20 protein-coding genes and 1 tRNA gene are annotated in these 22,635 nt (G+C 59.1%); 9 read left to right on the top strand and 12 right to left on the bottom strand.

The window, feature by feature from the left end:
- The first annotated feature begins 37 nt into the window (after positions 1-37).
- From TM1040_RS18655 to TM1040_RS18645, 3 genes are all read left to right on the top strand, one after another.
- Entirely contained in the window at positions 38-661 is a 624-nt protein-coding gene (locus TM1040_RS18655) for an SCO family protein (protein ID WP_011540153.1), read from the top strand.
- A gap of 80 nt (positions 662-741) precedes the next feature.
- Positions 742-1,296, top strand: a complete 555-nt coding sequence (locus TM1040_RS18650) for an ActR/PrrA/RegA family redox response regulator transcription factor (RefSeq protein WP_011540152.1) — start codon at positions 742-744, stop codon at positions 1,294-1,296.
- Positions 1,297-1,304: 8 nt separating this feature from the next.
- A complete protein-coding gene (locus TM1040_RS18645; RefSeq protein ID WP_011540151.1) occupies positions 1,305-2,522 on the top strand; it encodes a glycosyltransferase family 61 protein in 1,218 nt (405 codons plus the stop codon).
- A 2-nt stretch (positions 2,523-2,524) separates the two neighbouring features.
- Here the strand turns inward: TM1040_RS18645 and TM1040_RS18640 are convergent, their stop codons facing one another.
- Entirely contained in the window at positions 2,525-3,121 is a 597-nt protein-coding gene (locus TM1040_RS18640; RefSeq protein WP_044027301.1) for an HD domain-containing protein, read from the bottom strand.
- Between the two features lie 278 nt (positions 3,122-3,399).
- Between TM1040_RS18640 and ahcY the strand changes: the two genes are divergently transcribed.
- Positions 3,400-4,785 (top strand): adenosylhomocysteinase, encoded by a 1,386-nt coding sequence (ahcY, locus tag TM1040_RS18635; protein ID WP_011540149.1) that lies wholly within the window; start codon positions 3,400-3,402, stop codon positions 4,783-4,785.
- Between the two features lie 224 nt (positions 4,786-5,009).
- A complete protein-coding gene (locus tag TM1040_RS18630) occupies positions 5,010-5,351 on the top strand; it encodes a DUF2853 family protein (protein WP_011540148.1) in 342 nt (113 codons plus the stop codon).
- Between the two features lie 200 nt (positions 5,352-5,551).
- On the opposite strand, the gene TM1040_RS18625 is transcribed toward TM1040_RS18630, so the two are convergent.
- The 5 genes from TM1040_RS18625 to tsaD are packed head-to-tail and all read right to left on the bottom strand — an operon-like array spanning position 5,552 to position 8,753.
- Positions 5,552-5,947 carry a DUF1761 domain-containing protein gene (locus TM1040_RS18625; protein WP_011540147.1) on the bottom strand — a complete coding sequence of 132 codons (396 nt, stop codon included), beginning with the start codon at positions 5,945-5,947 and terminating at the stop codon, positions 5,552-5,554.
- 53 nt (positions 5,948-6,000) lie between these two features.
- Positions 6,001-6,423 carry an EVE domain-containing protein gene (locus tag TM1040_RS18620; RefSeq protein ID WP_011540146.1) on the bottom strand — a complete coding sequence of 141 codons (423 nt, stop codon included), beginning with the start codon at positions 6,421-6,423 and terminating at the stop codon, positions 6,001-6,003.
- Positions 6,423-6,695, bottom strand: coding sequence for a YciI family protein (locus tag TM1040_RS18615; protein ID WP_011540145.1), 273 nt, complete (start codon positions 6,693-6,695; stop codon positions 6,423-6,425). The genes TM1040_RS18620 and TM1040_RS18615 overlap by 1 nt, the downstream gene beginning before the upstream one ends.
- A 1-nt stretch (position 6,696) precedes the next feature.
- A complete protein-coding gene (locus tag TM1040_RS18610; protein ID WP_011540144.1) occupies positions 6,697-7,659 on the bottom strand; it encodes an NAD(P)H-dependent glycerol-3-phosphate dehydrogenase in 963 nt (320 codons plus the stop codon).
- Complete coding sequence (tsaD, locus tag TM1040_RS18605) at positions 7,656-8,753, bottom strand: tRNA (adenosine(37)-N6)-threonylcarbamoyltransferase complex transferase subunit TsaD (protein ID WP_011540143.1); 1,098 nt, start codon at positions 8,751-8,753, stop codon at positions 7,656-7,658. The genes TM1040_RS18610 and tsaD overlap by 4 nt, the downstream gene beginning before the upstream one ends.
- 101 nt (positions 8,754-8,854) lie before the next feature.
- On the opposite strand from tsaD, the gene TM1040_RS18600 reads away from it, so the two are divergent.
- Genes TM1040_RS18600 through TM1040_RS18590 form a run of 3 tightly spaced genes read left to right on the top strand, consistent with a single transcriptional unit; the run spans position 8,855 to position 12,429 of the window.
- The gene (locus TM1040_RS18600; protein ID WP_044026947.1) at positions 8,855-9,565 is read left to right on the top strand and encodes a uroporphyrinogen-III synthase; all 711 of its coding nucleotides are present in this window, start codon (positions 8,855-8,857) and stop codon (positions 9,563-9,565) included.
- Between the two features lie 49 nt (positions 9,566-9,614).
- On the top strand, positions 9,615-10,934 hold the full coding sequence (locus TM1040_RS18595; protein WP_011540141.1) for a COG4223 family protein: 1,320 nt from the start codon (positions 9,615-9,617) through the stop codon (positions 10,932-10,934).
- A gap of 10 nt (positions 10,935-10,944) precedes the next feature.
- Positions 10,945-12,429: a heme biosynthesis protein HemY gene (locus TM1040_RS18590; RefSeq protein WP_011540140.1), complete on the top strand. Its 1,485-nt coding sequence runs from the start codon at positions 10,945-10,947 to the stop codon at positions 12,427-12,429.
- Between the two features lie 156 nt (positions 12,430-12,585).
- Here the strand turns inward: TM1040_RS18590 and TM1040_RS18585 are convergent.
- The 5 genes from TM1040_RS18585 to TM1040_RS18565 form a co-directional block, all read right to left on the bottom strand.
- Positions 12,586-12,661: transfer RNA gene (locus TM1040_RS18585), tRNA-Thr, on the bottom strand.
- A gap of 67 nt (positions 12,662-12,728) precedes the next feature.
- Positions 12,729-13,394: an FtsZ-binding protein FzlA gene (locus TM1040_RS18580; protein ID WP_011540139.1), complete on the bottom strand. Its 666-nt coding sequence runs from the start codon at positions 13,392-13,394 to the stop codon at positions 12,729-12,731.
- 69 nt (positions 13,395-13,463) lie between these two features.
- A complete protein-coding gene (mtgA, locus tag TM1040_RS18575; RefSeq protein WP_011540138.1) occupies positions 13,464-14,207 on the bottom strand; it encodes a monofunctional biosynthetic peptidoglycan transglycosylase in 744 nt (247 codons plus the stop codon).
- Positions 14,208-14,351: 144 nt separating this feature from the next.
- Positions 14,352-18,884 carry a glutamate synthase large subunit gene (gene gltB, locus TM1040_RS18570; RefSeq protein WP_011540137.1) on the bottom strand — a complete coding sequence of 1,511 codons (4,533 nt, stop codon included), beginning with the start codon at positions 18,882-18,884 and terminating at the stop codon, positions 14,352-14,354.
- A 74-nt stretch (positions 18,885-18,958) separates the two neighbouring features.
- Positions 18,959-20,401 (bottom strand): NAD(P)-dependent oxidoreductase, encoded by a 1,443-nt coding sequence (locus TM1040_RS18565; RefSeq protein ID WP_011540136.1) that lies wholly within the window; start codon positions 20,399-20,401, stop codon positions 18,959-18,961.
- 232 nt (positions 20,402-20,633) lie between these two features.
- Here TM1040_RS18565 and TM1040_RS18560 point away from each other — a divergent pair, with 232 nt between their 5' ends.
- A complete protein-coding gene (locus TM1040_RS18560) occupies positions 20,634-21,437 on the top strand; it encodes an undecaprenyl-diphosphate phosphatase (protein WP_011540135.1) in 804 nt (267 codons plus the stop codon).
- Positions 21,438-21,495: 58 nt separating this feature from the next.
- Here the strand turns inward: TM1040_RS18560 and TM1040_RS18555 are convergent, their stop codons facing one another.
- Positions 21,496-22,485 (bottom strand): complex I NDUFA9 subunit family protein, encoded by a 990-nt coding sequence (locus TM1040_RS18555; protein ID WP_011540134.1) that lies wholly within the window; start codon positions 22,483-22,485, stop codon positions 21,496-21,498.
- Positions 22,486-22,635: the final 150 nt, after the last annotated feature.

Genomic DNA, 22,635 nt, shown 5'->3' with positions numbered 1-22,635 from the left:
GTGCCTCGACCCGTTCAGGTCTGTGAGGAAACGAGACATGATGAGAAATATCGCAATTCTGGCGTTTGCCAGTGTCGCGGCTCTTTTGGGCGGCGTTTGGTATTTGACCCTGCGGGGCGGCGCATCTGACGATGCATTTGCGCAGTGCCGAGCCAGTGCTGTTGCAGGCGGCAGCGCGGCGATCGGGGGGCCGTTTGAGCTGGTGAACGCCAAAGGTGAGACCGTGACCGACAAGGATGTGATCACCGAGCCTTCGATTCTGTATTTTGGCTACACGTTCTGCCCTGATGTTTGCCCGCTGGACACCGCGCGTAACGCCGAGGCTGTGGATGTACTGGCGGATCGGGGCTATTCGACGACCCCGGTGTTCATTTCGATCGATCCCAAGCGCGACACCCCCGAAGTGGTCGGTGACTTTGCCTTTAACCTGCATGAGAAGATGATCGGTCTCACCGGATCCCCCGAGCAGGTCAAGGCCGCAAGCCAGGCTTACAAGACCTATTACAAGGCGCAGGAAGGGGACGAGGACTACTATCTCGTAGATCACACCACCATGTCCTACCTCGTGTTGCCCGAACACGGTTTTGTGGACTTTTTCCGCCGGGACGTGTCGCCAGAGCAGATGGCGGACCGTGTCGCCTGTTTTATCGACAACAGCTGAGATCTGGCAGAGGTTTGACGTTTCCGTCACGGGGCGTATATCTCTGAACACAAATGCGCTTGACGCTGGAAGGAAAGTGAATGGCCGAAGCAGTTCAGTCCGAGATCGGACCTGATCCCTCGCTCCTCTTGGTGGATGACGATGAACCGTTTCTGCGCCGCCTTGCAAAAGCGATGGAGAAACGCGGCTTTGCAGTGGAGACAGCCGATTGCGTTGCTGCGGGTCAGGCTATTGTCTCGGCACGTCCGCCAGCATATGCGGTTGTGGATCTGCGGCTTGAGGATGGCAATGGGCTCGATGTCGTCGAAGTCCTGCGGGAAAAACGCCCCGACAGCCGCATCGTCGTCCTGACCGGGTATGGCGCAATTGCAACGGCTGTTGCTGCAGTCAAGATTGGTGCGACCGATTATCTGTCGAAGCCCGCGGATGCGACGGACATTACCAATGCTCTTCTGGCTGGTGATGACGCATTGCCCCCGCCCCCTGAAAACCCGATGAGCGCTGATCGTGTCCGCTGGGAACATATCCAGCGCGTGTATGAGCTCTGCGATCGGAACGTGTCTGAAACAGCGCGGCGTTTGAATATGCACCGTCGGACCCTGCAACGCATCCTAGCCAAGCGCAGCCCAAGGTAAGCCACCGGATGTGCGCAACTGAACACCCGGCACCGACCACGCCTCCCTCGCCGGAGGGCGGCTGGTCGGAAAGCATCTCGGTGCTGCGCAATGTGACGGTGGTGCCTCCGGTCGAGAGCAACCTCGTGCAGGCCGCCGGTCTTTTGCGCGAGGACGGCAGCTATTGTGCTGAGGGTGCCTTGTGGCGCAGGCATCGACCCATCACGACAGAACCTCCAAAACCCTCGGAGTTTGCGGAAAAAATCTCTGGACGTTGGCTGTGGGGTGGCGTGCTATGGGCGCATTTCGGGCACTTTCTGGTCGAAAGCACCGCCCGTCTCTGGGCGCTGTCAGAACTGGATGCGCCGGTGGATGGGGTGTTGTTCATTCCAAAACGCCCCGCCGTCAGAGATCAGGTGCGCGGGTTTCAGGCCGAATTCGTCGATCTCATGCAGAGGGACCTGCCAATCCGCGTTGCAGCGGATCCGTCTCTGGTTGAGGAACTTGTGATCCCCGGGCAGGGGTTTGGCCTTGGGAGGATTACCGAGGCAACGCCCAAGTACCGCAACGCGATCCATGCCCGTTTTGCGCGCGACATCAAACCCGAGGGGCCGGAGAAGATCTACATCTCACGCTCCAAGCTGGGGCTCGGCAAGGGCGGGCTGTTGGGCGAAGAGCAGATGGAAGCCTTCCTCGCGGCGGAGGGCTACGAGATTTTCCACCCACAGGAACATACCCTGTCGGAGCAGCTGGCGCGCTACAAGGCGGCGCGCAAGGTGATCGCGGCTGATGGTTCCGCGCTGCATCTTTATGCAATGGTGGGGCGGCCCGATCAGAAGGTTGCGATGGTTCTGCGGCGCAAATCCACCGCGCATACGCTGTTGACCGACAACGTACGTTACTTCTGCAAGTGCGACCCCTTGGTGATTGGTGCATTACGCACGGAATGGGTGCCCAAGAACAATCAACGCTCCAGCCGTCTGAGCTTTGGGGAACTGGATCATTCTGTTATCGGCCGGGCGCTCCACGAGGCAGGCTTTATTTCGGGTGGGAAAAACTGGCCGGTGCTGGATGACGCCGCGCGCAATCAGGTGCTCAAAGACAAAGGCATTAAAAGTGATCGCTTTGTCGAGTCCCCCGCGTTTCGCAAGGCGCGCGAGGAAAAGGAACGGGCGGAGCGTCGCGCCCGTCGCGCAGCAAGACACGCCCGCAGGCAGGCTCGCGCCGCTGCGCAAAACGACGGCTAACTTTACAACAGCTTCAGCAAGGCTTCGTGGCGACTGACAAAATCCCGGCGCACCTCCACAGGCGGGCGCAAATGGATATCAAGCCCTTCGATCAAGTCTGGATTGGGTCTGCCAAAGAACTTTGTCGCCTCGGCTTCGGAAAACCCCGCGATCTGAACTGCTTCCATCCATGCTGAGACTTTGTCCGCGCGTTTGATTTGCGCTTTCACAGTCTTGGGAAGCGAAGCGGGCAGGCCAAAGCGGATGTGGATCGCGGAAGTCAGGCGGTCATCAAGCTCCCCGTAGCCCGGGCCAACAGCGGCTTTGACAGGGGAGATCATATCGCCGATCACATACTCTGGCGCGTCATGCAGGAGGGCTGCGAGTTTCCACTTGATCGGGGCTTTGGGAAACATGCGACCGTGCAGTTCCTCAACAAGCAGCGAGTGCTCTGCCACCGAATAGGCAAAATCGCCTCGCGTCTGTCCGTTCCAGCGCGCCACAAAGGCCAGCCCATGCGCAATGTCCTCGATTTCTATGTCGACTGGCGTGGGATCCAGCAAATCAAGACGTCGCCCGGAAAGCATACGTTGCCAGGCGCGGGGGGATTTTGCAGGCATGATCTGGTCCATGTTTGTCTTGCTGGGCTCTAGCTACTCTTCCTGCCGTGTGGTTGCAAACCTGCAGTCCAAGGTAGAGGTAGGTCCTGATGCAGCTCGCTAGCCCCGGATGCAGAGTTTGAGCTTTCAAGGTCAGGCAAGCCAAAAAAACAACAGCGAAAGCTGCGCGATGATCCACCGGGGTGTAGGTCCCCCAGCCCCATCTTCGTTGCTTATCAACCTTTGCGGTGTTACCTCCACACCCAAGAATCCTGTGGAAATCTCAAACGGAGCAAAAAATGGCCGGAGACTATATCGTCAAGGACATCTCGCTGGCGGGCTTTGGCCGCAAAGAGCTGGACATTGCAGAAACTGAAATGCCGGGCCTGATGGCGTTGCGCAAGGAATATGGTGAAGAAAAGCCGCTGAAAGGCTCCCGTATCGTTGGCTCGCTGCACATGACGATTCAGACGGCCGTCCTGATTGAGACGCTGGTGGCGCTGGGCGCAGATGTGCGCTGGGCATCCTGCAATATCTTCTCGACCCAAGACCACGCAGCCGCGGTGATCGCCGAGGCAGGTATTCCGGTCTTTGCAATCAAAGGCCAGAGCCTCGAAGAGCATTGGGACTACCTCGACAGGTCTTTCCAATTCCCCGAAGGCCCGAACCTGATCCTCGATGACGGCGGCGACGCGACGCTCTATATCCTGCTGGGCGCACGGGCAGAGGCCGGAGAAGACATCATTTCGGTTCCCACCTCCGAAGAAGAAGAAGTCATCAAGGCGCAGATCAAAAAGCGGATGGAGCAGTCTCCGGGCTGGTTCACCAAGATGCGCGACCAGATCAAAGGCGTTTCCGAGGAGACAACCACCGGCGTTCACCGTCTTTACGAGCTTGTCAAACAGGGCCAACTTCCCTTCCCGGCGATCAACGTAAACGACTCCGTTACCAAGTCGAAATTTGACAACAAATACGGCTGCAAAGAGAGCCTCGTGGACGGTATCCGTCGCGCCACCGATACCATGATGGCGGGCAAGGTTGCCGTTGTCTGTGGTTACGGTGACGTGGGCAAAGGTTCTGCGGCGTCCCTCAGCGGTGCTGGTGCACGCGTGAAAGTAACCGAAGCAGATCCTATCTGTGCCCTTCAGGCGGCCATGGACGGTTACGAGGTGGTACTCTTGGAGGAGGCGCTGGACGCCGACATCTTCATCACCACCACCGGCAACAAAGACATCCTGCGCATCGAGCATATGCGCGAGATGAAGGATATGGCCATCGTCGGCAACATCGGTCACTTCGACAATGAAATTCAGGTCGCAAACCTGAAGAACCACAAGTGGACCAACATTAAAGATCAGGTGGATATGGTCGAGATGCCCTCGGGCAATCGGATCATTCTCCTCTCTGAGGGGCGTCTGCTGAACCTCGGGAATGCAACCGGGCATCCGTCGTTTGTGATGTCTGCATCCTTCACCAATCAGGTGCTGGCGCAGATCGAGCTTTGGACCCGTGGCGATCAATATGACAACAAGGTCTATATTCTGCCCAAGCACCTCGACGAGAAAGTGGCAGCCCTCCATCTGGAGCGCGTCGGTGCAAAGCTGACCAAGCTGACACCCGAACAAGCGGCTTACATCGGTGTGAAGCCCGAAGGTCCGTTCAAGCCGGAGCACTATCGTTACTGATCGTGTCTCATTTGATGATTTGGAAAACCCCGGCCTGTGTGCCGGGTTTTTCTTGGTAACGGCTTGAGGATAATTTGTCGAGATGCGCTCTCGTGACGTGAGCCGGAGCTCATTTTTGATGTTTTGGGCGCAGAAATACCCTTTGTCGCATGTCAAAACCTGCCTACCGTAAAAATTCAGTAATGCTGAATGTAAGAACACGTCCAGAATGGGAGAGTGAAGCGATGGGCAAACGAGATGAGCTGATTGCGCAATATGCGGCTGATCTGCAGAACAAATGTGGCGTGACGCCAGACATGGATCTTTTGACCAAGGTGACAATCGGCTGTGGTCCGGCGATCTACAATGCGGACGCCTCCACCGTTGCCGCCAGTCAACCCGAAGAGCTGGAAACCGTGAAGAACAACTTCTTGATCAAGAAGCTGGGTCTAAGCGATGGGCCGGAGCTGATGGAGGCGATCAACCTGGTCGTGGAGACTTACGGAAAATCAGAACGCAACAAGTATCGCGCAGTTGTGTACTACATGCTGACCAAGCATTTTGGAAAAGAATCGGTCTACAGCTAAACAAAGCGCAGCTCCGTACTTCGCTTGCGTTTTAAAAAGATTTTAAAATCATGAGCGTTGCCTGTGTGGCCGTCGATTGGATACACAAAGGTAAGCGCAACTATTGCGAGTATCACTGGCGATCGCTTTGGGAGTGGGCGTTGAGTGGGAAAAGGCCGCGGCATCAGCAGCGGCCTTTTGCTTTGGTACAACACTCAGAGTCATATCAGCGCCAGAACCGCTCCCATGATGCTGCAGGCGAGGCTTGCATATCCACCGTCGATAATGGTCAGCTGACGTGGCCTCATGCCGTAGAGATTGTTAAGCGCGATCCAGGGGGTGATGAAGAACAGCCCCACGCCCATTCCAGCGAGAAGCCCTGCACCGAGTGTTTCAATCCCAGAGAGGCTGAAGACATGGCGCATCATGCCCGCAACAACCAGTTGGCAAAGGAAGGCAAAGGCAAAAACACTTGGATTCTGGCCGCCTTTGGGTTTGCCGTTTTCATCTCGTTCGACGCCTGATGCCGCCATCCAAGGCTCAGCCAGCGCACCATAATAGGCCGCGCCCGCAACAAAGGCCGCGATGGTCGCGGCAATTACGCTGAGAATTTCCATGCCATTCCTCGCAGACATTTGTCAGAGTCAGCATGCCAGTTTTGCTCGCCGGGTCAATCTGCAGGTGTATCCCCCATCTTGCAGATCTCTTGCCACTCCGCATCTGTCACCGGTTGCACCGAGAGCCTCGAGTTTTTGACAAGAACCATGTTCTCAAGCATCGGGTTCGACTTGATCTGATCAAGGGAGACCGGTTTTACAAACGGGCGAATGGCTTTGATGTCCACGCAGTCCCAACGCGGATCATCTGTTGTGCTGTCCGGGTGGGATTTGGCGCAGACCTCGACAATGCCAACCACGGATTTTTCTTTCAATGAGTGATAGAAGAATCCGCGGTCGCCCAGTTTCATTTCCCGCATGAAGTTGCGGGCCTGGTAGTTGCGCACGCCGTCCCATTCCTCACCAGCTTCCCCTTTGGCGACTTGATCGTCCCAGCCCCAGGTGTTTGGTTCGGATTTGAACAGCCAATACGCCATCAGCCGATCACCTTCTTCCAGGTGATAAGTTCAACGGCCTCAAAGAGTCCGGCCTTGTTGTAGGGGTCGTTTGCGGCCCAGGCTTCACCGGCGGCCATGTCCTCCACGTCGAGGATCACCAGAGAGCCAACCATCTCGCCGTTTTGGTCCAAAAGCGGGCCCGCCTGCGCAACAACGCCGGTCTCTTCGATATAGGCGAGATGCGCCGCACGATTGTCGAGGCGCGTCTGCAGATGGTCGGGTTTGTCGCGGGCAATCAATGCAATGAGCATTTTATTCCTCTTTTAATGGCCTTTTAAGCAATTGATCCGCCGCGTCGGAGATCGTCAACCTTTGATCCAACAAATTGGTTACCGTTTGCGTGATTGGCATCTCCAATCCCATCTCTTGGGCCGTTTTGGCGGTGGCACGTGCCGTTGCTGCGCCCTCCACCGTAATAGAGGGATCAAAGGCCTCTCCACGGCCGAGGCTCAGACCGAGGCGAAAATTGCGCGACAGTTCCGAACCGCATGTGAGGGTGAGGTCACCAAACCCCGAAAGCCCTGCCAGCGTTTCCGGCCGGGCACCGCGGGCCAGTGCCAAGCGCTGCATCTCTGCATAGCCACGTGTCATGAGCGCCGCGCGGGCACTGTCACCGAGCCTTGCGCCGATCACTGCTCCGCAGGCGATGGCGATGACGTTCTTCAGTGCGCCGCCGATCTCCGCTCCGGTCAGGTCGGTGGTGCGATAGAGGCGCAGGTTATCGGTGGACAAGGTGGCTTGCAGGGCTTTCCCGGTCTCATCCGGATCGCAGGCCAGCGTCAATGCGGTTGGCAGGCCGAGGGCAATGTCTGCCGCGAAACTTGGGCCCGTCAGCAGGGCTGCAGTTGCGTCAGGCACCGTGTCGCGCAGAACCGCCACCGGGCCAAGACCACTGTCGAGCTCGATGCCTTTGCAGCAGGCTACCAATGTCTTGCCGGAAAGCGCTGCGTGATGCGCGGTCAGGAAACCGCGCATTTTTTGCATCGGAACAGCAAGCAGGATCACGTCATGGGCGCCAAGACAGGCAATATCCGACGTGACGGCCAGAGCATCGGGCAAGGGCGCGCCCGGCAGGCGACGGGTGTTTTCACGCGTGCTGCGTATCTCGTCTGCATGGTCTTTGCTGCGGCACCAGAGCGTTGTCGGCGCCTTGCGCGCGAGGGAGATGGCCAATGCCGTGCCAAAAGCGCCCGCGCCGAGGACCGCGACGCTCATGCCTTGGCCCCTTTCTTGCCGCTGCCGATCAGCGCTGGGCTGGTTTTATCCAGCGGCCAGCGCGGACGTGCCGAAAGCGACATGCCATCACGCGCTCCGGTTTTGTAGCGCTCCAGTCCTGCATAGGCGATCATCGCTGCGTTATCGGTGCAAAGCGCCAAAGGGGGTGCGAGAAAATCAGTCTCTAACTCAAAGCATAGAGCCATCAATCCGTTCCGGATTTCAGTATTGGCAGCGACACCTCCGGCCACGGCCAACGTTGGGTGCTGGGGCTTATCCTCGAGATAGAGCCGGAGGGCGCGACGGGTTTTTTCCACAAGTGTGTCAACGATTGCCGCCTGAAAACCAGCACAGAGATCGGCGCGATCCTGACGTGTCAGGCCTCCCTTTTCTGCGATGATCTGGTCCCGCATTCGCATCAAGGCGGTTTTCAACCCCGAAAAAGACAGGTTGCAATCAGGGCGATCAAGCAGAGGGCGTGGAAAGCGGAACCGCTCCGGATCGCCATGCTCTGCCTCCGCCTGTACAGACGGTCCTCCGGGTTGTGGCAACCCAAGAAGTCGCGCGGTCTTGTCAAAGGCTTCGCCGGGTGCATCGTCTATTGTGCCGCCAAGGCGCGAGAACGTCTCTGGCCCGCGTGCGATCAGATATTGGCAATGGCCACCTGACACCAGCAGCATCAAGTAGGGATAGGTGATATCGTCAGTCAGGCGCGGCGTCAGAGCATGCCCGGCAAGGTGATTCACTCCGATCAGTGGCAGTCCGGTGGCAGCAGAGATCCCTTTTGCGCACATCACGCCAGACATCACGCCCCCGATCAGCCCTGGGCCTGCGGTGACGGCGATGGCATCCAGGTCGCCTAGGGTGAGGCCGGCCTCGGCGAGAGCGTCGCGCACGCAACTGTCGAGTTTTTCAGCATGGGCGCGCGCGGCGATCTCGGGCACCACGCCGCCATACGCGCTGTGAAGCTCGGTCTGGCCGAACACGATCGACGACAGGATTTCCGCCTTGGCGCCTGTCGTCTGTCGTACAACGGCGGCTGCTGTGTCGTCGCAACTGCTTTCCAGTCCAAGAAGTGTGAGCGTCTGAGTCATGGCCCTACCGTTGCATCCTTTGTACTGCGCAGCTACCACCATGAGGTGAGGCAAACAATCCCGGGAGCGCCGAGGTGAACAGGAAGGGCCTATCTCTGTTGATGACCCGCCCGCTTTCCGCGGCGCAGCGGTTTGTTGATCTTCTGCCATCTGAGATGTGTCGTGAGCTGCCGATTATCTATTCGCCGTTGATGGAGATCGCGCCGCTGCAAGGCCTCATCGACCTTGGCGGCATCGATGCGGTGATCTTCACCTCGGGTGAGGGCGTGCGGGTCGCGTCAGCGGCGCAACCTCTGCGTCTCAGGGCCTATTGCGTTGGGGAACGCACTGCCAGCGCCGCGTGCGAGGCAGGCTGGTCGGCGCAATTTGTGGGCGATACGGCCGACACTTTGGTGGAGGCCCTGTTGGCGTCCCGGCCATCTGGAAAATTGCTGCATCTGCACGGCGAGTACACCCGTGGCGCGGTTGCCGAGCGTCTCAGCGAAGGCGGTGTGTCCTGCAGTGGGCAAGCGATATACCGTCAGGCTTTATGCCCTCTGAGTGCTGAGGCAGAGGCTGCGCTGACGGCGCAGATCCCCTTGATCGTGCCGCTTTTTTCACCGCGCACCGCTGCCCATTTTGACAGCCTGTGTCCAGAAAAGGCGCATTTGTCATTGATTGCAATGAGTGACGCTGTGGCAGAGGCGATGCCGCGCTTGCAAAGTCGCGTGCGACACGTAAGTAAGTTCCCAACGGCCGAGGCGATGGCGGAACTGGTCTGTGATGTCGCAGCAGCCTTGCTTCGGGTTGAGACCAAGCCGCCCGAGGACTAGGGTCTGTCCTTAGGGTGTTGAGTACGTTTGGGAATCGGGGGAGGCCAAAGTGGCAGTCGACAAGAAAACTGAGAACGCGGCGAAACCGGACCCAGAGGACGTCAAAGAAACCGAGGTGGCCGATCAGCCACAGGAGCCGGACGCCGTTGCCTCGGATCTAGAGGCAAATCACGGCGAGACAGCGGAGCTTGACCCATCTGTGGTGCCCGAAGAGGCTGATTCCGAGACCGAGACCGAGACCGAGACCGAGACCGAGACCGAGACCGAGACCGAGACCGAGACCGAGACCGAGACCGAGACCGAGACCGAGACCGAGACCGAGACCGGAGAGCAGGAGAGCCAAACACCGCCTGCACCGGTGATCGAAGAACGCATCATTGAGAAGCGTGGTAGTTTTGGATCCGCGGTTCTGGGCGGCGTGGTTGCGGCATTGATCGGCTTTGTCGCTGGTAAAGGTGGTGTTCTTGATAATTTCCTGCCGCCATCGTGGCGCGATAGTAGTGTTGACATCGCGCCTTTGCGTACGGCTCAGGCTGAACTGCAATCGCAGGTGACGGATCTGCGAGGGAGTGTCGCTGAGATCGAAATACCTGATCTTGGGCCTCTCACGACCCGCCTGAAGGATCTTGAAGAGGCGCAATCTCAGTTCAATCAGCCCAGCTCTGACACAAGCGAGGAGCTGGCCCAAGCACTGCAACGCCTCACGGATCGCGTTGCAGCGCTGGAGGCGCGTCCCATCACCGAAGGCGCCCCCGCTGATGCCGTGGAGGCCTTCGAAGCAGAACTGCAGCGCGTACGAGAGAGCCTCAGCACCCAGCAGGCCGAAGTGGAGCGGATGGTGTCCGAAGCCCAGGAGATGGAGCGCGCGAGTGCAGAGGCTGCCAGGGTTGCCGCCGCACAATCCGTGGTGTCACGACTGCGCTCAGCCCTGGATGCAGGCGCGCCCTATGCTGATCTGCTTTCGGAGTTGCGCAGCCTTGGCGTTGAGGCGCCCGAGGCGATCACAAGCGCTGCCGATACCGGCGTTGCGACGCTGACGGGGTTGCGCGATGGGTTTGCCCCGGCGGCTCGGGCTGCATTGGCTGCCGCGCGTGAAGAAACCAAGGGCAGCGGTGGCCTCATGGCCTACGTATACCGCCACCTCGGAGCGCGTTCTGTTCAGCCGCGTGACGGGGATGATCCCGACGCGATTCTGTCACGTGCCGGTGCCGCTGTGGATGGCGGAGATATTGCCGCCGCTCTCGAGGAACTCGCCGCTCTGCCCGAGAGTGCAAAGGCAGAACTTGAGGCCTGGCAGATCGCGGCCCGCACCCGTCTAGAAGCCGAAGCCGCCACCGACGCGCTGTCGCAAAGCCTGAACGCCAATTAAGGACGTCGCCATGCTCTGGTCATTGTTGAAGATTCTCGTATTTGTCGCGATCGTTGCGCTTCTGGCCTTCGGTGCGGGTGTCCTGATGGAAACCGCCGGTGGCGTGCAGATCACTGTTGCTGGCACCGAATATACACTTGGTGCGCTTCAGTCGGTGATGGCGCTTCTGGCGCTCATGCTCCTGACGTGGTTGTTCTTTAAGCTTCTATCGCTGCTTCTTGCGACGCTGCGGTTCCTGAATGGCGATGAAACCGCTTTGTCGCGGTACTTTGACAAGGGGCGCGAGCGGCGCGGGTATCAGGCGCTTTCGGATAGTCTTATGGCACTGGCAGTTGGCGAAGGTCGCACGGCGCTGACCAAGGCTGCAAAGGCGGAGCGCTATCTGCAGGACCCGGCGCTGACCGATCTCGTGGTGGCGCAAGCGGCCGAGATGGCAGGTGACACCCACAAGGCTGCAGAGGCCTATAAGCGCCTGCTTTCAGACCAGTCGACCCGCTTTGTCGGTGTGCGCGGGATCATGAAACAGAAACTGTCCGAGGGTGACACCGAGACGGCTCGGCAGCTGGCTGAAAAGGCGCTCGCCCTGCGTCCCAAGCACGAAGAAGTACAAGATACGCTCCTGAAGCTCCAAGCTCAGGCCGAGGATTGGGCGGGGGCGCGTCAGACTTTGGCGACAAAACTCAAGACTGGAACCCTGCCGCGTGAGGTGTTCAAGCGCCGGGATGCGGTGCTGGCCCTGTCGTCCTCCAAGGCGCTCTTGGCCGAAGAAGCCACTCCCGAGCAGCAGGAGCAGGCGATCGAGGCGAACCGCCTGTCGCCCGACCTGGTTCCGGCGGCTGCGCTTGCGGCCCGCAGCTATATCGCCAAGGGCAAGCCTCGCAATGCGGTGCGGATTCTCAAGAAAGCATGGGAAGCACAGCCGCATCCGGATCTCGCCCACGCCTTCGCCGAAATCGAGCCCAATGAGACGGCTGAAGCGCGCGTGAAGCGGTTCGAGCCGCTGTTGCGGCTGAAGCCAGATCACGATGAAACCCGCTTGGTGCGGGCTGAGTTGTTGATCGTGGCCGAGGATTTCCCCGAAGCCCGCCGCGCGCTGGGCGACCTCGTGGATCGCGCACCAGATGCGCGCGCGCTGACCTTGATGGCGGCCATTGAGAAAGGCGAGGGCGGTCCGGATGCGATGGTTCAAGGTTGGCTTACCAAGGCCCTGACCGCTCCGCGTGGACCGCAGTGGGTCTGTGAAAGTTGCAACCACATTCACGCGGAGTGGGCGCCGACCTGTGAAAACTGCGCCAGCTTTGACACGTTGACCTGGAAACGTCCCGAAACACCGGAGTATCATTCGGCAACAGGGGCTGCGATGCTCCCCTTGTTGGCGGGACGCCAAGATGACAACGGCACAGGTGCCCTCACCATCATTGATCCCGAGCCCAGCGATGTTCGTGAGGATGGAGACCAAACTCAGCGCACGGATAATCCTGACGACAAACGCTGATCTCTCGGGAGCCACAAGCGGCCGTGGTCCGGTCGCTTGTGGAGAGACCCGTTGATGCTTCGGGCCGGTTTGAGGTTCAGATTGCGGGGATGCATGTCTGGCACCCTGAGAAATCTTGCGATCCCTGTCTAAGCGTCTGAACTGGGGAAAAAGAAATGGTGCCTCAAGAGGGACTCGAACCCCCGACCTTGTCCTTACGAAGGACCTGCTCTACCAGCTGAGCTATTGAGGCGAAGCGCTGCCGGGGATACCCTCATCCCGTGGATCAATCAAGGATGAATTGCGCGCGCGGCGTGGTTTCAGAAGTCCAGATCGGCGTAGTGCGAAGGGGGGCGGAACCCCGGAACCTGATCGGCCAGAATGGAGCGGAACGCGGGCCTCGATTTGATTTTCGCGTACCAATCCTTCACCACTGCAGAGCGGTTCCAATCCACATCTGAGATATAGTCCAGAGAAGACAGATGTGCTGCGGCGGCAAAATCTGCAAGCGTCATCGAATCCCCTGCAAGCCAGCGGCGGTGGTCCAGCAGCCAGGACAGGTAATCGATGTGGTATTTGATCGCCTTCGCCCCTGATTTCACGTTGCCGCTGTCAGGATATCCCTCGCCAGTCATCTTTTTGTTGACGCGCTCGTAGAGCAGCTTTGAGGTGACTTCATGGTGAAACTTGTCGTCAAACCAGCTCACCAGACGGCGCACTTCCAGCCGTTCGGCTGGCTTCTTCGGCATCAGGGATGGGTCTGGGCGAGTTTCTTCGATATATTCACAGATCGCCGCGCTTTCTGCCATGAGAATCCCATCGAGGCGCAAGACAGGGACCTTTGCGGCTGGGTTGCGGCGCAAAAAGTCCGCATCCTGCTCCCAGTAGCGCTCCTCGACAAGCTCCACCTCAATCTTCTTCTCCGCCAGAGACAGACGCACTTTGCGACAGAAGGGCGACAGGGGGACATGATAGAGACGAGCCATGGGCGTCCTCGGTTCTCCGGGTGTTGTGATATCGTGGTGCACCAGCAATGCCTTGCCGGAGCAGAAACTTCAATGCTCGAAACAGGCAGAGCGTCCGTCGCGTTCAATTGTGGCGGCTCCATCCATGATCTGCCGCGCTCTTTTGCGCATGAAATTGCCGGGATCGGCGGCGGAGCGCTCCTTTGGGTTGGGCAAAAGGGCTGCGATCAGGGCGGCTTGCTGTGCGCTGAGCTGATCTGGGCCCACGCCAAAATAATGCCGCGCGGCTGCATCGGCGCCAAAGATGCCCTCGCCCATCTCGGCAACGTTCAGGTAGACCTCGACAATGCGTTCCTTGCTCCAGGTGGCCTCGACGACCGGCGTGATAAAGGTCTCGAGCGCCTTGCGAAACCAGCTACGCCCCTGCCAGAGAAAGACGTTTTTCACCACCTGTTGCGTTAGGGTGGAGGCTCCGCGATTGGCGCCCGATTCCAGCGCGCTGCGAATCGCATGAACGTCAAAACCCCAGTGTTCACAGAATCTTGCATCCTCTGCGGCGACCACTGAACGGGCCATGTGGGGCGAGATATGCTCGATCGGCACCCATTCACGATCCACATCGCCCAAGCGGCGTTTCTCAACCCAAATCGTATGGGTGATCGGGGGATTCACGACAGAGTAGAGCAGGATCAGCGCCAAGAAGGCCGCAAGGCCGCCAAAGACGACCCGCAACACCGAACGGCGCAGTCGCCGATACAGCGCACGCGGCGAAAAGCGCGCGAGCCCGGATGGAGATTTCGGTGCTGATTTCTTTTTGCGTGCAGCCTTTGCCATGCCCCTCTATAGGCCGGAGCACCCCGGCTCTCCAACAGGGAAAAGCATGATGCAGCGCCTTCGTGCTCAGCAAAAAAAGCCCCACAGAAATGATCTGCGGGGCTCAGGGAATAAGACGTTCATCTTATTCGCGGGGATTATGAATTATTCAGCCGGGATCGCCGAGGTCTCGACCGAAATGGGGTGCGGCAGCTTGTTCAGCATTTCCTTTGGGCAGACCTGAAGGAAATGGGTTTTTTCGCTGTCCCAGTGCTGCAGGATTTCGGCAGCCTTGCGGCTTCCGGTTTCTGCGACATGGCGTTCGATCAGATCTTTGAGCTGCGCTTCCCAATGGTCCACTGTCACCGGGCAGGTGACGATGCTTTCCATGTTCATCAGGGTCTCGGCATTCCCATCAGGATCATAGAGATAGGCCATCCCGCCAGTCATCCCGGCACCGAAGTTTGCTCCGATGCTGCCGAGGATCACCGCGACACCGCCGGTCATATATTCACAGCCGTTGGTGCCGCAGCCCTCGATGACGACCTTGGCGCCGGAGTTGCGCACCGCAAAGCGTTCACCAGCGCGGCCCGCTGCAAAGAGGTAACCATCGGTCGCACCATAAAGCACGGTATTGCCGACGATGGTGTTTTCAGCGGCGTTGAGCGGCGATGCCATCGGCGGACGTACCACGATCGTGCCGCCCGAGAGGCCTTTACCGACATAGTCGTTGGCATCGCCTGAAACTTCGAGTTTCAAGCCAGGTGCCGCAAAGGCGCCGAGCGACTGACCTGCCGAACCCTGAAGTTTCACGGTCAGGTGGTCCGGCTGCAGCGTGTTGCGCATGCCAAAGTTCTGCACGATATGGCTCGAGGTGCGCGTGCCCACGGTGCGATGTGTGTTCTGCACCGCGTAAGAGAGCTGCATTTTCTCACCGTCCTTCAGGAACCGGGCAGCGTCACGCACAATCTCGGCATCCAGCGTGTCCGGCACCGCGTTGCGATCTTTGTCGCGATTGTAAACGATGCTGGCGGAGCCATCGACGGTGATCAGGAGCGGGTTCAGGTCGAGGTCATCAAGGTGGGCGGAGCCACGCGATACCTGCGCCAGAAGATCCGCGCGACCGATCACCTCATCGAGGCTGCGTGCCCCGATGGAAGCAAGGATCTCGCGCACTTCCTGTGCGTAGAAGGTGATGAGGTTCACGACTTTGTCGGCGTTGCCGGTGAACTTGCCACGCAGGGCCTCGTCCTGAGTGCAGACGCCCACCGGGCAGGTGTTCGACTGGCATTGGCGCACCATGATACAGCCCATGGCGATCAGCGCGGCGGTGCCAATGCCGTATTCCTCGGCCCCCATCATCGCGGCCATGACGATGTCACGTCCGGTCCGCAGGCCGCCGTCGGTCCGCAGGGTGACGCGGTCGCGCAGATTGTTCATCGCCAGAACCTGATGCGCCTCGGTCAGACCCATCTCCCATGGCAGACCGCAGTATTTGATCGAGGTCGCGGGAGAGGCCCCGGTGCCGCCGTTGTGGCCCGAGATCAGGATGATGTCGGCTTTGGCCTTGGCAACGCCCGCGGCAATGGTGCCAACACCAGAAGAGGCCACCAGCTTCACCGTCACTTTGCAGCGCGGGTTGATCTGCTTCAGGTCGTAGATGAGCTGCGCCAGATCCTCGATCGAGTAGATATCGTGGTGCGGCGGCGGGGAAATCAGGGTCACGCCCTTGGTCGAATGGCGCAGGCGCGCAATCAGGTCGGTGACTTTCATGCCCGGCAACTGGCCACCCTCGCCGGGCTTTGCACCCTGCGCGACCTTGATCTCCAGCTCTTCGCATTGGTTCAGGTATTCGGCGGTCACACCAAACCGGCCCGACGCCACCTGCTTGATCTTCGCAGAGGGGTTGTCGCCGTTGGGCTCTGGCACGAAATGCGCCGGATCTTCACCGCCTTCGCCAGAGTCGGATTTGGCACCGATCCGGTTCATCGCCACGTTCAGCGTCTTATGTGCCTCCGGAGAGAGCGCACCCAGAGACATGCCCGGTGTCACAAAGCGCTTGCGGATTGCGGTGATGCTTTCCACCTCCTCGAGCGGGACAGGTTTGCCGAGCGGCTTGATGTCCAGAAGGTCGCGCAAATGGATCGGCGGGTTCGATTGCATCTTGGCCGAATACTGCTTCCACAGCTCGAACGAGGCCTTGTTGCAGGCCATCTGCATCATATGCATCGAGGTTGCTTCCCAGGCGTGGGTCTCGCCGGACTTGCGCGCCTTGTAGAAGCCACCGATGGGCAGCACGTTTTCCTGAGTGTTCCAGCCTTTTGCGTGGATTTCTTCGGCCTTCACCTGAATGCCGTGCACACCGATGCCGGAGATCCGCGAGGTCATGCCGGGGAAGTACTCGGCGACCATCGCGCGTGAGAGGCCAACAGCCTCAAAGTTCAGACCCCCGCGATAGGAGGAAATCACCGAGATCCCCATCTTCGCCATGATTTTCAGCAGACCTTGGTCAATCGCCTCGCGGTAACGCGCGACGTTTTCGGTGAGGCTGCCGTCGAGAAGGCCGCGCTCGATACGGTCTGCGAGCGAATCTTCGGCCAGGTAGGCGTTCACCACCGTTGCGCCACAGCCGATCAGCACTGCAAAGTAATGGGGGTCGATACATTCGGCAGAACGCACGTTCAGCGAGCAGAAGGTCCGAAGGCCCTGGCGGGTCAGATGCGAGTGCACCGCAGATGTCGCGAGGATCATCGGCATCGCAACTTTGTCCGCGCCGGAGTGCTGGTCGGTCAAAACGATGTGACCTGCGCCAGAGCGCACGGCTTCTTCGGCTTCGGCACGAATGCGGGCCAGAGCTGCGTTCAGGGCGCCCCGACCGGGGGCAAAGCTGCAGTCGATTTCGGCCAGTTTGGACCCAAGGTTCTCGACCAGCTTATCCCATTGGGAATTGCCGACGAAGGGGCTCTCGAGGACAACGATTTCGGTCTGGGAGCTATCCTCATCCAGCACGTTCTTGAGGTTCCCGAACCGGGTTTTGAGGCTCATGACGCGGAATTCGCGCAAGCTGTCGATCGGCGGGTTGGTCACCTGGCTGAAGTTCTGGCGGAAGAAATGGCTCAGCGGGCGATACTGTTTGGACAGAACCGCAGAGGGCGTGTCATCGCCCATGGAAGCAAGGCTTTCTTTGCCGTCCTCGGCCATGGGCGCAAGGATCTGCTCCAGTTCTTCAATGGTGTAGCCAGCGGCGACCTGACGGCGGCGCAGTTCTTCACCGGAAAACAGCGGCGTTTCCTGCACGCCACCCAGAACCTCATCGAGATCGGTGACCTTCTCAACCCACTCGCCAAAGGGCAGGGCGCGGGCGAGTTTGTCCTTGATTTCGACGTCGTGATATAGCTGGCCTTTGGCCATATCCACGGCCAGCATCTGACCCGGACCTAGCGCGCCTTTTTCCACAACGGAGGCTTCGTCGATCGGAACCATACCGGCCTCTGAACCCGCGATCACCAGACCATCGCCAGTCACCACATAGCGCATCGGGCGCAGGCCGTTGCGATCAAGACCTGCACACACCCAGCGACCGTCGGTCATCGCAAGTGCGGCCGGACCATCCCAGGGCTCCATCACGGCGTTGCAATAGGAGTACATGTCGCGCCAGGCCTGCGGCAGTTCCTCGGCCTGTTTGGACCAGCTCTCCGGCACCAGCATGGTTTTCGCCATCGGTGCGGAGCGACCTGCGCGCACCAGAACCTCGAACACCGAATCCAGCGCGGCAGAGTCGGAGGACCCCGACGCCACGATGGGTTTGATGTCTTCGGCGTGGTCGCCAAAGGTCGAAGAGGCCATGCGGATTTCATGGCTCTTCATCCAGTTGACGTTGCCCTTGAGGGTGTTGATTTCGCCGTTGTGCGCCAGCATGCGGAACGGTTGCGCCAGCCACCACTGCGGGAAGGTGTTGGTCGAGTACCGCTGGTGATAGATCGCAAAGGCGCTCTCAAAGCGCTCATCCATCAGGTCGGGATAGAAAACCGCGACCTGTTCGGCGAGCATCATGCCTTTGTAGATAATCGACCGGCAGGAGAGCGACGCAATATAGAGTCCACCCACTTGTGCGGCGGCGGCGGCTTTCTCGATCCGGCGACGGATCACATAGAGCTCGCGCTCGAAGGTTTCCTCATCCACGCCCTTGGAGTTGGAGATCAAGATCTGCTCGATCTCTGGGCGGGTCGCATTTGCTTTTTCTCCGAGACAGGTCACATCCACCGGCACATGACGCCAGCCGTAGATGTAGTAGCCCATGCGAAGGACTTCGGTTTCGACGATAGTCCGGCAGGTCTCCTGCGCGCCAAAGTCGGTACGGGGTAGGAATACCTGACCCACCGCCAGGAGTTCATCCTCGCGAGGATTGTGGCCAGTGCGTTTGACTTGATCCCAGAAGAAGGGAACCGGGATCTGAACGTGGATCCCTGCGCCATCGCCGGTTTTGCCGTCTGCATCCACAGCACCACGGTGCCAGATTGCCTTGAGCGCGTCGATGCCTGCATCAACCACTTTGCGGCTCTTGGAACCATCCACGGAGACCACGAGACCCACACCGCAGGAAGAGTGCTCTTCCTCCTCGGCGTAGAGACCGTTTTCAGCCATCCACTTGCGCTTTGCTTCTTCGGCGCGCACCCAGTTCTCATCATATTTTGTCATGTTCATTCTCCTCTGCCTGGCGGTGGCGCCGCGCCTTGTGTCAGGGGCGCCGGACCGCTTGGGAAACCTGTTGATTACTCGGCGGCGACGGCGGCCTTGTTGTTGAAACGCTCAATGATCGCTTCTGCACAGTCGCGACCATCCTTGATCGCCCAGACCACCAGCGACGCGCCGCGCACAATGTCCCCAACGGCGTAAACCCCATCGAGATTGGTCGCGCCGGTTTTGAACTCTGCCTTGATGGTGCCCCAGCGGGTGACCGGCAGGTTCGGCTGGCCCCAGAGCGTCGGCAGGTCTTCGGGTTCGAATCCCAGCGCTTTGATGACGAGGTCTGCTTCTTCGACATAGTCCGCACCCTCGATGACCTCGGGGGCCTGACGGCCAGAGGCATCGGGTTGGCCGAGACGCATTTTCTGCACCATGACGCCCGAGACCTTGCCGTCTGCATCGGTGAAGCCTTTTGGGGCGGAGAGCCATTCAAAGACGACGCCTTCTTCTTCGGCATTCTGGGTTTCGCGTTGCGAGCCGGGCATGTTTGCACGGTCGCGACGATAGAGGCATTTCACCGACTCGGCGCCCTGACGCACCGAGGTGCGCACGCAGTCCATCGCGGTGTCGCCACCGCCGATCACGACAACCTTCTTGCCCGTGGCGTTGAAGGTACCGTCCTCATACTCTGGTACGGTGTCACCAAAGTTCGCCACCCGGTTGGAGGCTGTGAGGAAGTCGATGGCCTTCACGATCCCTTTGGCACCAGAGCCCGGCATGTTCAGATCGCGGGATTTGTACACGCCGGTTGCAATGATCACTGCGTCATGCTTGGCGCGGATTTCGTCAAAAGATATGTCCTCGCCGATATTGCAGTTCATCACAAAAGTGACGCCACCGTCGGCCAGCAGTTGATTGCGGCGCATGACAACTTCTTTTTCGAGCTTGAAGCCCGGGATGCCGTAGGTCAGCAGCCCGCCAGCGCGGTCATAGCGGTCATATACCGTGACCTGCACGCCTGCCTTGCGCAGCATGTCAGCTGCTGCAAGGCCGCCGGGGCCCGCACCGATGATACCGACGGATTCCGCACGTTCTTCGATCGGGGCGTTGGGCTTGACCCAGCCTTTGTCCCACGCGGTATCGGTGATGTATTTCTCGACTGCACCAATGGTTACGGTGCCGTGGCCGGACTGTTCAATCACGCAGTTGCCTTCACAGAGACGGTCCTGCGGGCAGATGCGGCCACAGATTTCAGGGAAGGTATTCGTCGCCTGCGATGTGGCATAGGCCTCTTCCAGGCGCCCGGTCGCCGTCAGACGCAGCCAATCCGGAATATTGTTGTGGAGCGGACAATGCGACTGGCAATATGGCACGCCGCACTGGCTGCACCGGCTGGCCTGCTCTTCTGCCTTTACCGCCGCAAATTCAGCATAGATCTCGTCGAAGTCTTCTCTGCGCGTCTCGGCGTCCCGTTTTTCGGGCATGTCGCGATCGATCTTCACGAACTTTAGCATCGGTTGCTTGGCCACGGCGATACTCTCCTTTTGGCTGGCGGCGATAGGTCTTGTGTAGCGCTCACATAGGTAACTAATGCTGACCTATTATTTCGCGTGTTACCTGTGAATATCCATTTCTCGCGGCTTGTATAGATGTTTTTTGGTCCGAATCGGACCTAAAATCGGACTTCCTCATAAAAACAAAGGGTTTATACAGGCGCTAGACTGTTTTCATTTTTGACCCGCGACCCGAGATGGAATTCCAATGCCGTTGCTGCAGTTGATCCTCGTTGCTCTGATTCAGGGTGTGACTGAATTCCTCCCGGTTTCCTCGTCGGGACATCTGATTCTTCTGCCACGTCTCACGGGGCTGGAGGATCAGGGGCAGGCGATTGATGTTGCCGTGCATGTTGGCACGCTTGCTGCGGTGGTCCTGTTTTTCTGGCGGGATGTGCGCGCTGGGCTCATCGGCCTGCCGCGCGCGCTGATTGGTCGGCTCGACACCAAAGGTGCGCGACTTGCGCTCGGCTTGATCGTGGCGACCATTCCCACAGTGATTTTTGGCACTTTCCTGTATTTCACGGGTCTCAGCGAGTCCCTGCGCTCTGTCGCGGTCATTGGCTGGACGATGCTGGTTTTTGGCGTCGTGCTTTATATAGCCGACCAACGCGGCCCTATCGATAAGTCCGCTTCGGATTGGGGGGTGCGCGACGCAGTGATTATGGGTTTGTGGCAGATGCTGGCCTTGATCCCAGGCACGTCCCGGTCAGGCATCACCATCACAGGCGCGCGCAGCCTCGGGTACAATCGAGAGGACGGCGCTCGGATTGCAATGTTGATGTCGATCCCGACGATTATCGCCTCAGGCGTGCTGCTCGGCACCGAGGTTGCACTGGACGCCGATGTTGATTTGATGCGGGACATGGGGATTGCTGCGCTGCTGGCGATGGCCTCCGCCCTTGCTGCGCTTGCGTTGATGATGCGCCTTCTCAGGTCCGTGAGCTTCACACCCTATGTGATCTATCGCGTGGCGCTCGGTATGGTGCTGTTGTTCATCGCCTATGGCTAAAACAAAAAAGGCGCGACCTGGGTCGCACCTTTCAAATCACCAGGACCAGTGATCCGCGTCAGATGTCTCCGCGCAGGTTACCGGCCGATTTCATCAATTCGTCGTACTGACCGGATGGGCGGAACTTCCACAGATAGTCGGGTAGAACGGACCCCATGGTAACCGGTTCGATCCCGAGGTCTGCCAGACCTTTGGCGCCTTCACTGACCACATTGTCGTTTTGCAGGTTCTTTAGTTGGTCGCGCGTCAGCAGGCCGTTTGTAAACAGGCCAAAGGTCACCGCCTGCGCCATATCGAACCCAAAAGCCATGAGGCGGGCGACAAAATTCGGTAGCGACACAACGAGACGGCGGCGATGGATCACATCAAGCATTTGCGACATCAACTCTGTAAAGCTTTTGACCTCGGGGCCACCAAGCTCATAGGTTCCTGCAGCAGCCTGCCCAGTCAGACCCGCAACAGCAGCTTTCGCGACGTCATCGACATAGACCGGCTGAAACCGTGTCGTCCCTCCTGCGATGGGCAGAACGGGGCCAAAGCGCGTCATGCTCGCAAAGCGATTAAAGAACTGGTCTTCGGGGCCAAAGATGATCGAGGGACGCAGGATCATTGCAGAGGGAAAAGCTTCAAGCACCGCAGCTTCCCCTTCGGCCTTGGTGCGGGCATACGCGCTGTCGCCATCAGCATCTGCACCAATCGCAGAAACATGAACAAGACGTTCAACACCTGTATCAGCCGCGATCCGCGCGATGCGACCAGCCCCTTCGGACTGCACCGCAGAGAACGTGTTTTTGCCGACTTCGTTCAGAACACCCACGCAATTTACCACCGCATCTGCGCCTGCCATAACAGCAGCGACAGAAGCGTCATCGCGGATGTTGCAGAAAACCGGCTCAACCTGCCCCGGCACACCATAGGGTTTGACGTGCATTGCCTCATTCGGGCGACGAACGGCCACGCGCACGCGCCAGCCTTCTTTTGCCATGCGGCGCGCGATATAGCGACCGACAAACCCTGAACCGCCATAAATGGTGACCAGTTTGGACATGACTTGGCTCCTCTCGCGTAGCTGTTGTCCCGATTTACCGCTCCGGCCCCCGTCAAACAAGGTCAAACAAAGGTCAAAACGACGCTGTTTGTCGGAACCGCAGGGCGCTGGGCTTTGTTGCCCTATGATTTTGCAAAAATGTCAAAATTC

This window comes from Ruegeria sp. TM1040 (genome assembly GCF_000014065.1).
GTDB lineage: Bacteria > Pseudomonadota > Alphaproteobacteria > Rhodobacterales > Rhodobacteraceae > Epibacterium.
The sequence above is the reverse complement of the archived record's forward strand: the minus strand, read 5'-3'. Positions and strand labels throughout refer to the sequence as shown.

Bases quoted from the DNA above. Each gene is read 5' to 3' on its own strand.
- TM1040_RS18620 (WP_011540146.1), bottom strand. From the start codon at position 6,423: ATGGCGTATTGGCTGTTCAAATCCGAACCAAACACCTGGGGCTGGGAC.
- TM1040_RS18555 (WP_011540134.1), bottom strand. From the start codon at position 22,485: ATGTCCAAACTGGTCACCATTTATGGCGGTTCAGGGTTTGTCGGTCGC.
- TM1040_RS18650 (WP_011540152.1), top strand. From the start codon at position 742: ATGGCCGAAGCAGTTCAGTCCGAGATCGGACCTGATCCCTCGCTCCTC.
- TM1040_RS18590 (WP_011540140.1), top strand. From the start codon at position 10,945: ATGCTCTGGTCATTGTTGAAGATTCTCGTATTTGTCGCGATCGTTGCG.
- TM1040_RS18600 (WP_044026947.1), top strand. From the start codon at position 8,855: ATGACCCGCCCGCTTTCCGCGGCGCAGCGGTTTGTTGATCTTCTGCCA.
- TM1040_RS18615 (WP_011540145.1), bottom strand. From the start codon at position 6,695: ATGCTCATTGCATTGATTGCCCGCGACAAACCCGACCATCTGCAGACG.
- TM1040_RS18630 (WP_011540148.1), top strand. From the start codon at position 5,010: ATGGGCAAACGAGATGAGCTGATTGCGCAATATGCGGCTGATCTGCAG.
- TM1040_RS18560 (WP_011540135.1), top strand. From the start codon at position 20,634: ATGCCGTTGCTGCAGTTGATCCTCGTTGCTCTGATTCAGGGTGTGACT.
- TM1040_RS18610 (WP_011540144.1), bottom strand. From the start codon at position 7,659: ATGAGCGTCGCGGTCCTCGGCGCGGGCGCTTTTGGCACGGCATTGGCC.
- mtgA (WP_011540138.1), bottom strand. From the start codon at position 14,207: ATGGCAAAGGCTGCACGCAAAAAGAAATCAGCACCGAAATCTCCATCC.
- gltB (WP_011540137.1), bottom strand. From the start codon at position 18,884: ATGACAAAATATGATGAGAACTGGGTGCGCGCCGAAGAAGCAAAGCGC.
- ahcY (WP_011540149.1), top strand. From the start codon at position 3,400: ATGGCCGGAGACTATATCGTCAAGGACATCTCGCTGGCGGGCTTTGGC.
- TM1040_RS18580 (WP_011540139.1), bottom strand. From the start codon at position 13,394: ATGGCTCGTCTCTATCATGTCCCCCTGTCGCCCTTCTGTCGCAAAGTG.
- TM1040_RS18640 (WP_044027301.1), bottom strand. From the start codon at position 3,121: ATGCCTGCAAAATCCCCCCGCGCCTGGCAACGTATGCTTTCCGGGCGA.
- tsaD (WP_011540143.1), bottom strand. From the start codon at position 8,753: ATGACTCAGACGCTCACACTTCTTGGACTGGAAAGCAGTTGCGACGAC.
- TM1040_RS18655 (WP_011540153.1), top strand. From the start codon at position 38: ATGATGAGAAATATCGCAATTCTGGCGTTTGCCAGTGTCGCGGCTCTT.
- TM1040_RS18645 (WP_011540151.1), top strand. From the start codon at position 1,305: ATGTGCGCAACTGAACACCCGGCACCGACCACGCCTCCCTCGCCGGAG.
- TM1040_RS18625 (WP_011540147.1), bottom strand. From the start codon at position 5,947: ATGGAAATTCTCAGCGTAATTGCCGCGACCATCGCGGCCTTTGTTGCG.